Below are 15,574 nucleotides of genomic sequence, written 5' to 3' on the forward strand. Positions count from 1 at the left end.
TTGATCTGACCTGATGTCAGCACGGCCCCGTTCGGCCTGAAAAACCCTGCAGGAGCAACACCATGAGCAAGACACCCGCTACCGAGCCATCGCGCATTCGTGAAGGCTTGCCCTTCCCCCTCGGCGCGACCTGGGATGGTCTGGGGGTCAATTTCGCGCTGTTCTCGGCCAACGCCACCAAGGTTGAGTTGTGCCTGTTCGACGATACCGGCGAAGTCGAGCTGGAACGTATCGAGCTGCCGGAATACACCGACGAGACCTTCCACGGCTACTTGCCCGATGCCCACCCCGGGCTGATCTATGGCTACCGGGTATACGGGGCTTACGACCCCGCCAACGGCCATCGCTTCAACCACCATAAATTGCTGATCGACCCCTATGCCAAGCAATTGGTGGGCGAGCTCAAATGGTCCGAAGCGTTGTTTGGCTACACCATCGGCCACCCGGACGCCGACCTGAGTTTCGATGAGCGCGACAGCGCGCCCTTCGTGCCCAAATGCAAAGTCATCGACCCGGCCCATACCTGGGGCAACGACCAGCCGGTGCGCACCCCGTGGGACCGCACGATCATCTACGAAACCCATCTGCGCGGCATCAGCATGCGCCATCCTTCGGTCCCTGAAGCGGTGCGCGGTACCTGCGCCGGGTTGATGGTGGACGATGTGCTCAAGCACATCCGCCAACTGGGTGTGTCCTCGGTGGAGTTGCTGCCGGTGCATGCCTTCGTCAATGACCAGCATTTGCTGCAAAAAGGCATGACCAACTACTGGGGTTACAACAGCATCGCCTTCTTTGCCCCCGACCCGCGCTACCTGGCCAGCGGCAAGATCGCCGAGTTCAAGGAAATGGTCGCGCACCTGCACGAGGCCAAGCTGGAAGTGATCCTCGATGTGGTCTACAACCATACCGCCGAAGGCAACGAGCAAGGCCCGACCCTGTCGATGCGCGGCATCGACAACGCCTCCTACTACCGCCTGATGCCTGACGACAAGCGCTTCTATATCAATGACTCGGGCACCGGCAACACCCTGGACCTGAGCCACCCTTGTGTACTGCAAATGGTCACCGACTCCCTGCGTTACTGGGCCACCGAGATGCATGTGGATGGCTTCCGCTTTGACCTGGCGACCATCCTCGGGCGTTATCACGACGGTTTCGACGAGCGTCACAGCTTCCTTGTGGCCTGCCGCCAGGACCCGGTGCTGCGCCAGGTAAAAATGATCGCTGAGCCTTGGGATGTGGGCCCCGGCGGTTATCAGGTGGGCAACTTCCCGCCGGGCTGGGTGGAGTGGAATGACCGTTTCCGCGACACCGTGCGCGCGTTCTGGAAAGGCGATGACGGCCAGTTGGCGGACTTTGCCGGGCGCATGACCGCCTCCGGCGAGATGTTCAACCAGCGCGGGCGCCGCCCCTATAGCTCGGTGAACTTCATCACCGCCCACGACGGCTTCACCCTGCATGACCTGGTGTCCTACAACGACAAGCACAACGAAGCCAACGACGAGAACAACCAGGACGGCAGCAATAACAACCTGTCGTGGAACCACGGCGTCGAAGGCCCGACCGAAGACCCGGAGATCAACGCGCTGCGCCTGCGCCAGATGCGCAACTTCTTCGCCACCCTGCTGCTGGCCCAGGGCACGCCGATGCTGGTGGCCGGGGATGAGTTCGCCCGCACCCAACACGGCAATAACAACGCCTACTGCCAGGACAGCGAAATCGGCTGGGTCAACTGGGAGCTGGATGAGGATGGCAAGTCCCTGCTCAAGTTCGTCAAACGCCTGATCAAGTTGCGCCTGGCCTACCCCATCCTGCGTCGCGGGCGCTTCCTGGTGGGCGACTATAACGAGGACATCGGGGTCAAGGACGTGACCTGGCTGGCCCCCGATGGCAATGAAATGACCATCGAGCAATGGGAAGACAGCCAGGGCCGTTGCCTGGGCATGTTGATGGATGGGCGCGCCCAGGAAACCGGGATCCGCCGGCCGGGGGCCGATGCTACGCTGCTGTTGGTGGTCAATGCGCACCATGACCTGGTGAACTTCCGCTTGCCCCAGGTGCCGGATGGCGGTTTCTGGACCTGCATGGTCGATACCAACCAGCCGGCCGTGCGCGGCCAGGAACGTTTCGATTTTGACCATGAATATGCCGTGACCGGGCGCTCGCTGCTGCTGTTCGAGCTGCAACACGAGGAAGAGGTGTGAAATGGATTTACACGGTTTTCTGCAACGCAATCGTCAGGGTCTGGCCGATACCGAGGGCATTGGTCAGACCCTGAGCGCCATGGTGGCGGCTGGCCTGGATCAATTGCCATTGCCGGGTGGCGGGCAGACCCTGCTGCGCTTCAGCCTGCTGGCTCAGGTGGCCGGGCACAACCTGAGCCTGTGCAAGCTGTTCGAAGGGCACACCGACGCGCTGGCAATCATGGCCGACCTCAACAGCGCGGCGCCGCCGGCGGGCAGCACCTGGGGCATGTGGGCCGCCGAACCGCCGACGGCACGGGTGCAGGTCAGGCGTGAGGGCTCGCAGTACCTGCTGCATGGCCGCAAGGCCTGGTGTTCCGGGGCCGGGGTGGTCAGCCACGGGTTATTGACCGCATGGGATGCGCAGGAGCGCCAGCAGTTGGTCGCGGTGCCAATGGACCAGCCGGGGGTAACTGTGACCGCCGAAGGCTGGAACGCCGTGGGCATGGGCGCTTGCGCGAGTGTCGATGTGACGTTCGAGAACGCCGTGGCGCTGGCCGTAGGCGCCCCAGGGGATTACCTGCAACGCCCCGGCTTCTGGCACGGCGGGGTTGGTATTGCCGCCTGTTGGTACGGCGCGGCGCAGCGCTTGGCCGAGGCCCTGCGTGAACACTGCGATCAACGCGAAGAGCCCCATGCGCTGGCGCATCTGGGCGCGGTGGACATGGCCTTGTACGCGGCCGCTACGGTGCTGCGCACGGCTGCCCGGCAAATCGACGATCAGCCCCAGGCCAATGCCCAACTGCTGGCACGCCGCGCGCGGGCGGTGATTGAGGCGGCCGCCAACCAGGTCATCCATCACACAGGCCGGGCTTTGGGCGCCGGGCCTTACTGCAAGGATGAACACTTCGCCCGGTTGATGGCCGACTTGCCGGTGTACTTGCGCCAAAGCCATGCCGAGCGTGACCTGGCGGCCCTTGGCAAGAAGGTGGCGATCCAGTCCGGAGGGGCGTGGCAATTATGAAAGCCAACCCCATTGTCGGCCAAGGCACCCCGCTGCGGGCCTGGCAAGGTTCAGCCCGGGTCGCCGGCCTGCCCGAGGTCAATGTGGAGCAATTGGTGCCTGATGGTTGCCGCGCCGTGATAATCGCGCCCCATCCGGATGATGAAGTGCTCGGCTGCGGCGGCCTGTTGCAAGGCTTGGCCGCGCTGGGCCGCGAACTGCTGCTGATCTCGGTGACGGATGGCTGTGCCAGCCACCCCGGCTCGCCCCGTTGGCCGCAGCAGCGTTTGCGCGAGGTGCGCCCGCAGGAGTCGGCCGAGGCCTTGCAACGCCTGGGTTGGCATCAGCAACGCCTGACCTGGCTGCGCGGCGGTTTTAGCGACAGTCAGGTGCAGGCCCGGGAATCGGCGCTGACTGAATTTATCCAGCGGCACCTGCAACCGGACGATGTGGTGTTCACCACCTGGCGCGAAGACGGGCATTGCGACCACGAAGCGGTGGGCCGTGCCAGTGCCCAGGCAGCCTTGGCGGTCGGTGCGCGCTTGATTGAACTGCCGGTGTGGACGTGGCATTGGGCAACCCCCGAAGACCCACGGGTGCCATGGCAGCGCGCACGCAAGATTGCCCTGGCGCCCGCCGCCGTCGCGCGCAAGCGTCATGCCCTGCACGCCTTCACCAGCCAGCTGGAAGGCGACCCCCAGATCGACTTACCGCCCGTCTTGCCGCCCCACGTGCTGGAGCGGCTGTTACAACCTTTTGAAGTGGTGTTTGTATGAGTGTGGCCACGGCTTACTTCGACCAATTGTTTGTGGATAGCGACGATCCCTGGGCCTTCCGCCAGCGCTGGTACGAGCAGCGCAAGCGCGCCTTGACCCTGGGACTGCTGACCAAGCCCCGCTATGCCTCGATTTTCGAACCCGGCTGCGCCAATGGCGAGTTGAGCGCCGAACTGGCGCCACGTTGCGCGCGCCTGCTGTGCTGCGACACCGCCGCTGCCGCAGTGAGCCTGGCGCAAACGCGCCTGCAAGGGTTCGCCCATGCCCAGGTCGAGCAACGTCGCTTGCCTGCCCAATGGCCAGGCGGCAGGTTCGAACTGATCGTGCTGAGCGAGTGGTGCTATTACCTCGACCATGACGACCTGTGCCTGCTCGTCGAGCAGATCCTGGCCGCGCTGACCGACGATGGCCAGGTCCTGGCCTGTCACTGGCGCCCGGCTATCGACGGTTGCCCGCAAACTGCGGAACAGGTCCACCAGGTGTTGCACCAACGCCTGGGTATGTCGCGCCTGGCGCAGGTGGCTGACAGTGATTTCCTACTCGACCTGTGGTCTCGCGAAAGCGCCTCGGTCGCCCATCTCGAGGGCTTGCGATGATCGGCATTCTGATCCCGGTGCATAACGAAGAGGCGCTGCTGCCTGAATGTCTGAAGGCCGCGTTGATCGCCGCCAGCCATCCCGGGTTGCTCGGTGAAGAAGTGCAGATACTGGTGGTGCTCGACAGTTGTACCGACCGCAGTGCGGCCATTGCCGAGACGTTCGGCGTACACAGCCTGAGCGTCGAGGCGCGCAATGTCGGCCAGGTGCGGGGCATGGGCGCTCGGCACCTGCTCAACAATGGTGCCCGCTGGATCTCCTGTACCGATGCCGACAGTCGTGTTGCCACCGATTGGCTGGTGGCGCAACTGGCGCTGGGCGTGGATGCGGTGTGCGGCACCGTCACGGTGGACGCCTGGAGCGATGGTTTCGACCAGGCGGCGCAGATCCGCTATCACCAGTCCTACCAGGCCTGTGACGGGCATCGGCACATCCATGGGGCCAATCTGGGGGTCAGCGCCGGCGCCTATGTGCGGGCTGGCGGGTTCGAGCCCCTGCCCTGTCATGAAGATGTGCAACTGGTGCGCCAGTTGGAGCGTTGCGGCGCAACCATTGCCTGGAGCCACGCGCCCCAGGTCATCACCAGTGCGCGCCTGGAGTGCCGTGCGCAAGGCGGATTTGGCGACTATTTGAAGGGGCTGATGCAGCCTTCCTGAAATAAATACGATTTTACCCGGCCGGAGCGCGACGAATCCCCGCCAATGAACAATACTCAGATATGGCAATCCAGGATTCGGAACGCCAGCGTGCCGTACAGGCCTGGCGCCTGCGCGACAAAAAGGAGAGTCGACCCGTCAACGGGATACGACCTGCATCAAACGGACAAGGACGTGACATTGATCAAACCCGCCCCCCTGCACGACGGGCGCCGCGTGCCGGCGCAAATCTGGAACAGTGCGCCGCAGCTGGCGCAAATCCCGACCATCAGCCCTTCTCTACTGGTGCCCCCTGGCTCACGCGTGGTGGTAGTTGCTCCGCATCCTGGGGACGAAGTGCTGGCCTGCGGCGGTTTGCTGCAACTGTTCAGTGCCCTGGATTACCCTCTGAAGTTGATCTCGATCACCGACGGCAGTGCCAGCCATCCGGGCTCCAACCAATGGTCGGCGCAACGCCTGAGCGTGTTCCGGCCCCAGGAAAGTGTCGAGGCCCTGCGCCGTCTGGGCTTACCCTTGCACAGCCTGAAATGGATCCGTGGTGGCTTTTGCGACAACGCTTTGGCCGCCCACGAACAGCCCTTGAGCCAGTTTATTGCGCGTTACCTGCAACCCGGCGATGTGGTGTTTACCACCTGGCGCAATGATGGCAATGACGACCACGATGCGGTTGGTCGTGCCACCGCCATCGCCTGTGCGCTGACGGGCGCGCGCCTGCTGGAGTTGCCGATCTGGGCCTGGCACTGGCCCGCCCGCGAAGCCGGGCGCATGCCCTGGCAGTGCGCGCGCAAGGTGCGCCTCGACACCTGGAGCGTGGCGCGCAAACGCCATGCCGCCCACGCCTACGCCAGTCAGTTGCTCGGCGACCCGCTGATCGGCCTGGCGCCCATGCTGCCACCGGTGTTGCTGGAGCGTATGCGTGAGCCCTATGAGATCGTGTTCCTGTGACACAGGTCTATACCTGTTAACTCTGACAGTGGCGGCCCCTCCCGGCGGTTGCTAACGTGGAACAAGCACTGCACAGGTTCAAGTGCAGTCGAGATAGCCATGCCAACCCCTTGCATTGGCGATGTTTTACGAAACAGGAAACCGGTTGTCCCTTATCGTTATCGTGCTTTTTTGCGTTGTCATGGTCCGGACCGTGCCTGCCCTTGGGGGCGGCGGGACGTCATCTTCCATCGAGCGAGGATAGATCATGAGCACACGGCGATATGTGCGGCGGTACCTGGGCGCCTGGCTAACCAGCGCGGCCCTGATGGGGACCTTCCCGCCAGCCACCTATGCGGCCTGTACCCCGGTGATCACTGCGGGTGACGACACCACCCTCTGCGACAGTGGCACAGCACTCGGTTTTACCGACCTCAATGGCAATAACGCCCTCAGTCTTCCCAGCGGTGGTAATGGCGCGATCACCGGCACTGTCACGTTTGGCGACGGCCATGATCAGGTGCAAGCCCAGTCAGGCAGCATGGGCGCCTTGAACATGGGCCATGGCGCGAATATTTTCCGCGCGGACCTCAATGCGGTGGTGGGTGCAGTGACCCAGGGCGATGGTGCCGACACGGTGCAGATCAGCGGCGGCACCGTGGGCGCGATCAACCAGGGCAACGGCATCGACAACTATGCGCAAAGCGGCGGGCGCGTGGCCAGCGTGGCCCAGGGCGATGGCCGCGATACGTTCTATATGAGCGGTGGCGAGATCGTCGGGGCATTCGAGGATGGCGACGTGGCCACCCAATCCGCCGGCACCATCGGCCGGGTGGATATGAAGCTCGACAACAACTTCTACACCCTGCTCGGCGGACGGATCAACGGCAACCTGGTGACTGGCTTTGGCTTGGACACCATCGCTGTTTCCGGGGGGTATATCGGCGGCAACGTCAGTGTCAGTGGTGGCGATGACCTGTTCACCCTGACCGGCGGCGTGGTCAATGGGCAGGTGCTGATGAGCTTCGGCAACGATCAGTTCAACTGGATCGGGGCAGGCACGGTCAATTCAGCGGTCAATATGGGCGCGGATAACGACAGGGCATTGCTGCAAAACCTGACACAGGCCCTGCTCTCTTCCACGCCCCTGGTCGATGGCGGCGTGGGCACCGACACCCTGGTCTTCGATAACACCCAGGCAGCCACCGCAGAACGCTACGTCAACTGGGAAACGGTCAACCTGGACAACGGCTCGCGCTTTACCTTGGCGCAGGATTTCAAACTGGGGGATAGCGGCAGCGGTACCGGCAGCTTGAATATCGACGGCAGCAGTGTGCTGCTGGTCAGCCAGGGGGCCATCAGCCCATTCACGGCCGGCCAGTTGGCAAGCCTCAACAACAGCGGCCTGATCGACATGACAACCGGCAGTACCGGCGCTACCGACAGCCTGACGGTAAATGGCACCTACACCGGCAACAACGGGCAGATGGCGCTGCAAAGTGTGTTGGCCGGCGATGGTGCCGCCAGTGACAAACTGGTGGTGAACCAGGGCTCGCTACTGGGCACCACGACCCTCAACGTCAGCAATCTGGGCGGGGCCGGCGCCGAGACCTTGAGCAACGGCATCCAGGTGGTCGAAGCGCGCAACGGTGCGACGGGCAGCGACCGGGCCTTCAGCCTGGCAGGCGGTTCGGTGTCCGCCGGGGTCTTTGAGTACTTCCTGTTCAAGGGCGGTGTCAGTGCCGGCTCCGAACAACAGTGGTACCTGCGCTCAGCCATTGTCGCGCCTCCCCTGCCCGAGCCGGAGCAGCCCCCGGTGCCGTTGCCGGTGCCTGGCGAAGGCACGCCGGTTGACTTGCCAACGCCGGTGCCCGGTGAACCGCCGATCCCGATCTACCGCCCCGAGGTACCGGTGTATTCGACGCTGTTTCCGGCGGCGCAGCAGACCGTCCGGGCCATGCTCGGGACCTACCACGAACGCATGGGCGATCAGAGTCGCCAGACCGCCACCGGCTCATTCCCGGCAGGCTGGGGCCGGGTTTACGGCAGCAGTAGCCGCCAGGCCTACGCCGGTACCGTCGCCCCTCGGTTGGACGGTTCGGTCAGCGGCTTCCAGGTGGGCAGCGATGTCCATGCCTGGACCACTGGCAATGGCCAGACCCAGCGGCTGGGCTTCTTCGTCGGGCATAGCCGACTGAGGGGTAATGTCGATGGGTTCAACCGCGGATGGCAGCACCTGGATGCTGGCAACACCACATTACGCGGCGACAGCCTGGGCCTGTATTGGACGTTGATCGACCCGTATGGCTGGTACGTCGATGTGGTGCTGATGGGCACCCACCTCAATGGCCGCAGCGAATCCGATCGGGGTCTCAAGCTCAAGACCAAAGGTCACGATGTGCTGGGCTCGGTGGAAGCCGGCATACCGCTGCAGGTCGGGCAACACTGGGTGTTGGAGCCGCAGGTGCAACTGATCGCCAATAAAACCAGGCTCGATAGCCAGAATGATGGGGTGTCCAAGGTCGGGTTTTCCGCGGACACCGCCATCACCACCCGGCTCGGGGCCCGATTGCGCGGCAGCTATACCCTGGCCGCGATGCCGGTCCAGCCCTATATCCGCACCAACGTCTGGCACGGGGCATCCGGGACCCATCGTGTGCGATTCAATGACGCCCAGGACATTGATACCGAGCAGAAATCCACCACCCTGGACCTGAGTGCCGGCGCAACGCTGCAGGTTTCCAGCAGTGTCAGCGTGTATGGCGAGGTGGGTTATGCGCGCAACCTCGACAGCAATGCACTGGATGGGCGCAAGGGCAGCCTGGGCCTCAGGATGGAGTTCTAGCGCAACGGATTATTGGAACACCTGGGCTTCACCATCGACGGTGGCGCTTATCCAGCGTGGGTCCATGGGGTCGCTCCACACCGAGCGCGGCGGCGTTCCTCCATCGCTGATCAGGATGCGCCTGCCAGACTGGCTCCACTCCTGCATCCGCGCCTTGAACTGGGCCGGGTAGTCTGCCGCCCGGCAGGTGATACCGGCCCAGGGGTCGACGACCCATGCCTGATCCCACTCCGGCCCCACAAACCCTTTACTGCGGGGCTGGCCCGGGGGCCCGCCGACGACCGCGAAGGTATGTCCTTTGACTTGCGCGATACGGGCATCGCCGCCACTGGCATTGATCGTATCAACGGCGACCTTGGCCATCTGGTCACAATTGCCGGCGCCGGTCTTCAGGACCATTTCGGAATAATTGGGCGCCCCCGTACGGGTGTACAGCCAACCCACCACTTCTGTGGCCGTCGCGTTGCGCGTGGCCTCGCCGGCAAGCCCGGGCACCTGTTGATTGGCTGAGCGAATGCCCGTGGCCTGGAACTGCTCGTCAACCGCTTTTCTCGCACCTTCTGCATACACGCGATTCTGTTGTTCCGCCGGCAACTGGGCGAAGTCAGCAGGCTTGTTGATCGGCGCCAGTCGGATCGGTTTGGCCGCCACTACCACATGTCCGGGGTTGTTTCCCGATGCGTACACCGCCATCAGGACTTCGCGTTGTTTCTCGGGGGACAGGCCTTGCAGTACGCTGGCAAGATGGTTGATTTCGGCAGGTGACATAGGCTCGTCGGCGACGATTTTCTTGATCAGCGTCTCCAGGCTGGGCAGTACCACCAACTGATTGTCCGGGAGCCCCTGCGCCGCGAAACCGTAGATATCCTTGTATTGGTCGTAGAATTTGATGAATTCGACATCCAGCGCATCACTGCGGGTCATCCGGTGAAAATCCAGCTGCCCGTTGCCTGTCAGCTCAGCGTAATAGTGCACGCCGGTATCAGCCTCGACCACCACGTACTGGTGGCCACTATGGTTGACCTTGACTCCCCTGATGACGCGCTGGTCATTACTCAGGTCGCTGATCGCATCCATCTTGACCACCACCGTTTCCTGGTTGATCGCCCTGGGCACACCAAAATCGTCATAGCCAAAATCCGCTTCGTTGACCACGCTGCCGGTCGTGCGAGGTTTATAGGTCACAGGTCCTACACTCGCCATCGGTAGCAGCTCCTGGTTGCCCGCCTCATTGACGCGGTAACGACGGTGCTCATGGATGACCGTGCGCGGCCCTTTTCCTGGGCCGGCCCGCGGGATCAGTCGGCGATGCTCGAGTGCTTGTGCGTCCTGGAAGACCGGCGTGCCTCCTGGCTCGATCTGTTTGGTGTAGCACAGGTCATTCAGGTCCCGCTTGGATCGCCGGCCCCCGCCGCCACAGGTCATCACCAACCCTTCAAGCGGCTCGGTATCCTCCGGGCCGCCCAGTTTGATCAGGCTGTCGGGCTTTTTTGGGTTATAGCGAAAGACATCATCACCGATAACCAGGTCGCTGTACGTGTGCCGATGCAGGACTCGGACCTGGTCACTGGAGAGGCCTTCGGGGACCCGCAAGGTCAGGCCCTGCGCGACGGGCCTGGGGGTCAAGGGGATCTTCGGGGTAATGTCGTAGCGGCCTCTGCCGGGCAGTTTAAGGAAGCCGGATTGCTTGACCTTGGCAATACCGGCCTGGAGATTGCTCAGGCCCGCGCGCCCAGACTTCATGAGCCTGCCCCCCAGGCCATTGATCGCGGGCATCACCGGGTCAAGCGGGTTGAGATTGTGCGCCACGGAAACCGCGAACTTCTTCACCAGGGGCAGAAATTTTGGCAGCAGTGCCCTTACGCCAATCTTGCCGGCCGTGGACAGGAGGCGCACCGAGCCCGCGGCAAACTTGCCCGCCGGCCCGGCGAAGGTCAGCAGGCCATCGACCACCAGATCCTTGATGCCCTCCTTGGTATTGCCTTTGACCAGGTTTTCGATGCCACTCCAGAACGGAACAACCATCTGACCGACGCCTTTGACCCGATCCCAAAAAGCGTCGTCGTTTTTATGGGCCGCGCTTTCCCGGGCCGGGTCCGACTCCGCCCACTGCTTGAGCGTGGTTTCATCGACATAAAACAGATCCGTGGTAATGGCCTTGGCGATCTCCACTGAGCGTTCGGACGCCAGGGTGTGCGGCACCGCACCTGTCGACGGATTGCTCGCCGCTGAAAAGTGCGCGAGCTGTTGCGGGACCACGATGGAAAAGCTCTTGGGTTTGGGGCCTTTGCCGGCCTTGTAATCCGCCCACTGTTGCTTGAACTCGGCCCTGCTGTCGGGGCGGGTGTGGCGGACTACCAATTCTTCAGAAGGCTCACCCTCAGCGGAATGGTCAATTGAAATGAAATCCTTGCCATAGCGTTTATCGGTGGGGTTGTAGGACGCCAGGATCGGCTTCAAGTCGTCGCGCCGCCGGGCGATGCCCTTGACCGGATTCACTTCGTAGTAGTTTGTCTCGCCCTTGTATTTGGCTTTGAGAATAAACGCCGGGCGTGTGACAGCGGCCTTTTTCTCCTCGGCGGTTTCATTGGGGCTGCCGGGTTTTGTCCGCAGGGCATACAGCGTTACGTCACCCCGTTCGATCGCCTCGCGGTCCTTTAGCGGCAACTGGGTCAACTGGCTGCGGACAAGCGTTCCGTAGGCAACCTTGGTATCGGCCAGGTATTTGTCAAACGCCCCCTGGAACTGGCCTTCATCATAAACAGGGTATTGATAGTTGACGTCCGAGGGGGTGATTTTCTCACCACTCATGTGCCTGTACAGGGCAAAAACAGGACTGATCAGGCTCAGCACCTCGGTCCGGGAAGTGCCCTTCTGCATCCGTTCGAAATAGTCTTTGCGCATCGGCACATCGGCCGCCATCTGTTGGGTTGCCGCGACCACGCTATCGATATGGGCGTCCAGTGCAGTGGCTGCCTTATTTATATCTTCCTGCGAATAGCTTTCCTTCTGTGGGAGCACCCCTTGCGTCACCGCCCACGCCAGAACCGCCGGGGTACGGGTCGAGGTTATGAGCGCCCACTCACCGTCCGTTGTAGCTTGCTCGCTGAGCTTGCCAGGCAGATCGACCAGTTGTTGAAAGCCCATGCGCCGCGACGAGCCCGGCGCGATCGTTTCAGCCAGACTGACGCCTTGCTGGAAGTTCACCCACACCGCCGACCCTCGGTAAGGTAGATCCGCTGGCGTATCACGCACGGCAAAGTCGGGCGGGAACTGGGGTTGCAGAATATAGGCCGCCAGATGGGCCTGATCCCCGGAAAGCTGCCGTGAATCGACCAGGTGGTTCCTGAACGCGGACTTTATCGACGGGTAGCTTTGGCCCCACTGGTCACTCGAGGCCAGATTAAAGCCGGCAACCTGCCCGGGTTGGCGCGTCTGCAGCGGGTCCAGACTCAAGGCCAGGGCCTTGAGCAACAGCTTGACCTTGACTTCGGGCGTTATGACGCCATCCAGGGGGAACTCGGCCCCGCCCAGGGTTTTTAACAACTGCTGAACCCGTTCATTGGCCTTGGGCGATTTGAGTAGCAGCTCCAGCACGGCGGCCGGCGTGCCCTGGGCTTTTTTCAGGGCCTGGGGTGGGAGGTCTTCGGTCAGCTGGCTGAGCAACGGTTTTTTGTACTTGGCCTCTTGCTCGGCAACCCAGGCCTGGATAGCGGGCTCATTGCGCTTGTCCAGCAAGCCATCCATGTCACTGTACGGATCATCCAGGCCCAGGCTGATTTCGCTACGCGCATCTTGCGCAGCGTCAATCGCCGCTTGCACCTGCTCGGGTGTCTTGGGGTTGGAGGGTACTATCCCGTAAAACGCGAGCATGTTATCCAGCCGATTGGTCCCCGGTTGGGTCGAGCCATTGGCGGGTATCAGCGGCGAGTCTTTGTTGAGAAACAAGCTTTTATTGACGACGGCATTCGGGGTTTGCAGCGCGTGCAGCACCCGTAGTATTTCGTCCAGATCACCGAGCTTTCCCCGCACTTGCGCCTGCTGTGAGGGAGTCGCTTGCGCAGGCGGTTGCACCAGCGTCAGGCCGGCACTGCCTTCGCTAGGTGGTGGCGTGTCGGAGCGTGACAAGGTGGCAGCAGCAGGCGCAAATCGTGTGTTGAGGTGGACAGGCGTCATGATGGTTCGTCTCTGGCAGTGATACACAGGCACAGCGACGAAACGAAGGGGGACTGGGAAACTGCGCCTGATCGCTGACATCCTTGTGTGGCGCACACGTAAGAAAATGTTCCAGACGGTTTGGTAACAGCGTTGGTCAGGCCACCGTGGTCAAGCCACGATGGCCATGCGACGCGCCTTTACTCCTGGCGCAGAATCAGGACCCCCAGTGGCGGCAGATTCAACGCCAGCGACACCGGCTGCCCATGGTGCGGCTCGTCGAGGGTGAACACTTCACCGCCGTTGCCGTAGTTGGAACCGGAATAGGTGTCGGCATCGCTATTGATCACCTCCTTCCAACTGCCGGCAAACGGTACTCCCACCTTGTACGCCTCGCGGGGCACCGGGGTGAAGTTGGCCACCACCAGCACCGGCTTGCCGTCCTTGCTCCAGCGCAGCCAGGCATACACGCTGTTGATTGCATCGTCGCCAATCAACCACTGGAAGCCTTGCGGTGCGTCGTCTTGCTCGTGCAGGGCCGGCTCTTCGCGGTACAGGCGATTGAGGTCGCCCACCAGTTTCTGCACACCCCGGTGTTCCGGGTACTGCAGCAGGTACCAATCCAGTTGCTGGTCGTGGTTCCACTCACGCCATTGACCAAACTCGCAGCCCATAAACAGCAGCTTCTTGCCCGGATGCATCCACATAAAGCTCAGGTAGGCCCGCAGGTTGGCGAATTTTTGCCACCTGTCGCCGGGCATCTTGTCGATCAGCGAGTGTTTGCCATGCACCACCTCATCATGGGAGATCGGCAGCACAAAACGCTCGGACCAGGCATACACCAGGCCGAAACTCAGCTCATTGTGATGATGGGCGCGGTACACCGGGTCCTGCTGGATGTAATGCAGCGAATCGTGCATCCAGCCCATGTTCCACTTGTAGTTGAACCCCAGGCCGCCCTGCTGGGTCGGCTGGCTGACGCCAGGCCAGGCGGTGGATTCCTCGGCGATTACCAAGGCGCCGGGAGCTTCCAGAGCCACTACATCGTTGAGGTGGCGCAGGAACTCTATGGCTTCGAGGTTTTCGCGCCCACCGTGGCGGTTAGGCACCCACTCCCCAGCCTTGCGTGAGTAGTCGCGATACAGCATCGACGCCACCGCATCCACCCGCAGGCCATCAATATGGAAGTGCTTGAGCCAGTGCAATGCCGACGCCAGCATAAAACCATGGACCTCGGTACGCCCCAGGTTGTAGATCAGCGTGTCCCAGTCCTGATGAAAGCCTTCCAGCGGGTTGCCGTATTCGTACAGCGCGGTGCCGTCGAACTGGGCCAGGCCGTGGGTATCGGTAGGAAAATGCGCCGGCACCCAGTCGAGAATGATGCCGATGTCCGCCTGATGGCAGGCGTTGACGAACGCGCCAAATTCGTCGGGCGAACCAAAGCGTGCGCTGGGTGCAAATTGCGACAACGGCTGGTACCCCCAGGAACCACCGAACGGGTGCTCCATGATCGGCATCAGTTCGATATGGGTAAAACCCAGTTGCTGCACATAGGGAATCAGCCGCTCCCCCAGCTCGCGCCAGCCGTATTGGCGCGACACTTCGCCCAACTCGTCCAGCTCGCATTGCCAGGAACCGACGTGCAGTTCGTAGATTGACAGGGGCGCACTCGGCGCCTGGCGTTCGCCCCGGGCCTGCATCCAGGCTTCGTCCGACCACGCCACTTGCAATGGCGCGGCGACCTTCGACGCCGTGTCGGGCGGTAACTGGGTGGCCAGGGCCATGGGATCGGCCTTGAGCGGCAGGATCCCGGTGGCGCCGAGAATTTCGTATTTGTAGGCCGCGCCCGGTTGCAGGCGCGGGATAAAGATCTCCCAGACCCCGGCGGGATGCCGCAGGCGCATCGGGTGGCGGCGCCCGTCCCAGATATTGAAGTCGCCCACCACCGAGACCCGCCGGGCATTCGGCGCCCACACGGCAAAGCGCACGCCCTGGATGCCATCGACGCTCGTCACTTGGGCGCCCAGGCAATTGCTCAACTCACGGTGATTGCCTTCGGCAAACAGGTACAGGTCCATTTCCCCGAGCAACTGGCCGAAGCTGTAGGGGTCTTCGGTGATTTGCTCGCCGCCGGCCCACTGGATCTTCAGCAGGTAACTTTGGCGTGTAGAGAAATGCCCGACAAACAAGCCGGGAACCGGGGTGGCATCCAGGCTGCCAAGCCCGTCGCCGCTGTCACGGGCCAGCACCTCGACACTCAAGGCCTCAGGCAGGAATGCGCGGATAACCTGGCCGCCCTGCTCATCATCGTGGGGGCCGAGGAGCGCAAACGGATCCGGATGTTCGGCGCGCACCAGGGCTTCAATATCCTTGGGTGCCGGCATGACCGCGAATTTCGATTGCAGCGGTTCTTTATGTGTAAAGCTCATGATTTCT

9 protein-coding genes are annotated in these 15,574 nt (G+C 62.5%); 7 read left to right on the forward strand and 2 right to left on the reverse strand.

The window, feature by feature from the left end:
* The first annotated feature begins 62 nt into the window (after positions 1–62).
* From glgX to HBR94_RS13045, 7 genes are all read left to right on the forward strand, one after another.
* Positions 63–2,204 carry a glycogen debranching protein GlgX gene (gene glgX / locus HBR94_RS13015; protein WP_057436597.1) on the forward strand — a complete coding sequence of 714 codons (2,142 nt, stop codon included), beginning with the start codon at positions 63–65 and terminating at the stop codon, positions 2,202–2,204.
* Between the two features lies 1 nt (position 2,205).
* Complete coding sequence (locus tag HBR94_RS13020) at positions 2,206–3,207, forward strand: acyl-CoA dehydrogenase family protein (RefSeq protein WP_170044933.1); 1,002 nt, start codon at positions 2,206–2,208, stop codon at positions 3,205–3,207.
* Positions 3,204–3,962: a PIG-L family deacetylase gene (locus tag HBR94_RS13025; protein WP_170044934.1), complete on the forward strand. Its 759-nt coding sequence runs from the start codon at positions 3,204–3,206 to the stop codon at positions 3,960–3,962. The genes HBR94_RS13020 and HBR94_RS13025 overlap by 4 nt, the downstream gene beginning before the upstream one ends.
* Complete coding sequence (locus HBR94_RS13030) at positions 3,959–4,558, forward strand: SAM-dependent methyltransferase (protein ID WP_170044935.1); 600 nt, start codon at positions 3,959–3,961, stop codon at positions 4,556–4,558. The genes HBR94_RS13025 and HBR94_RS13030 overlap by 4 nt, the downstream gene beginning before the upstream one ends.
* The gene (locus HBR94_RS13035; protein ID WP_057436603.1) at positions 4,555–5,214 is read left to right on the forward strand and encodes a glycosyltransferase family A protein; all 660 of its coding nucleotides are present in this window, start codon (positions 4,555–4,557) and stop codon (positions 5,212–5,214) included. Before HBR94_RS13030 ends, HBR94_RS13035 begins: the two co-directional genes overlap by 4 nt.
* A gap of 183 nt (positions 5,215–5,397) precedes the next feature.
* Complete coding sequence (locus HBR94_RS13040; protein WP_057959509.1) at positions 5,398–6,159, forward strand: PIG-L family deacetylase; 762 nt, start codon at positions 5,398–5,400, stop codon at positions 6,157–6,159.
* A 247-nt stretch (positions 6,160–6,406) separates the two neighbouring features.
* Positions 6,407–8,983 carry an autotransporter outer membrane beta-barrel domain-containing protein gene (locus HBR94_RS13045; RefSeq protein WP_170044936.1) on the forward strand — a complete coding sequence of 859 codons (2,577 nt, stop codon included), beginning with the start codon at positions 6,407–6,409 and terminating at the stop codon, positions 8,981–8,983.
* Positions 8,984–8,992: 9 nt separating this feature from the next.
* Here the strand turns inward: HBR94_RS13045 and HBR94_RS13050 are convergent, their stop codons facing one another.
* Positions 8,993–12,730 carry a hypothetical protein gene (locus tag HBR94_RS13050; RefSeq protein WP_170044937.1) on the reverse strand — a complete coding sequence of 1,246 codons (3,738 nt, stop codon included), beginning with the start codon at positions 12,728–12,730 and terminating at the stop codon, positions 8,993–8,995.
* Positions 12,731–13,338: 608 nt separating this feature from the next.
* Positions 13,339–15,567, reverse strand: coding sequence for a 1,4-alpha-glucan branching protein GlgB (glgB, locus tag HBR94_RS13055; protein ID WP_169960335.1), 2,229 nt, complete (start codon positions 15,565–15,567; stop codon positions 13,339–13,341).
* Positions 15,568–15,574 lie beyond the last annotated feature (7 nt).

Source organism: Pseudomonas sp. WS 5412 (assembly GCF_012985615.1).
Taxonomy (GTDB): Bacteria; Pseudomonadota; Gammaproteobacteria; order Pseudomonadales; family Pseudomonadaceae; genus Aquipseudomonas; species Aquipseudomonas shahriarae.

Coding starts and splice junctions, on each gene's coding strand:
- glgX (WP_057436597.1), top strand. CDS start 63: ATGAGCAAGACACCCGCTACCGAGCCATCGCGCATTCGTGAAGGCTTG.
- HBR94_RS13020 (WP_170044933.1), top strand. CDS start 2,206: ATGGATTTACACGGTTTTCTGCAACGCAATCGTCAGGGTCTGGCCGAT.
- HBR94_RS13025 (WP_170044934.1), top strand. CDS start 3,204: ATGAAAGCCAACCCCATTGTCGGCCAAGGCACCCCGCTGCGGGCCTGG.
- HBR94_RS13030 (WP_170044935.1), top strand. CDS start 3,959: ATGAGTGTGGCCACGGCTTACTTCGACCAATTGTTTGTGGATAGCGAC.
- HBR94_RS13035 (WP_057436603.1), top strand. CDS start 4,555: ATGATCGGCATTCTGATCCCGGTGCATAACGAAGAGGCGCTGCTGCCT.
- HBR94_RS13045 (WP_170044936.1), top strand. CDS start 6,407: ATGAGCACACGGCGATATGTGCGGCGGTACCTGGGCGCCTGGCTAACC.
- HBR94_RS13050 (WP_170044937.1), bottom strand. CDS start 12,730: ATGGATGGCTTGCTGGACAAGCGCAATGAGCCCGCTATCCAGGCCTGG.
- glgB (WP_169960335.1), bottom strand. CDS start 15,567: ATGAGCTTTACACATAAAGAACCGCTGCAATCGAAATTCGCGGTCATG.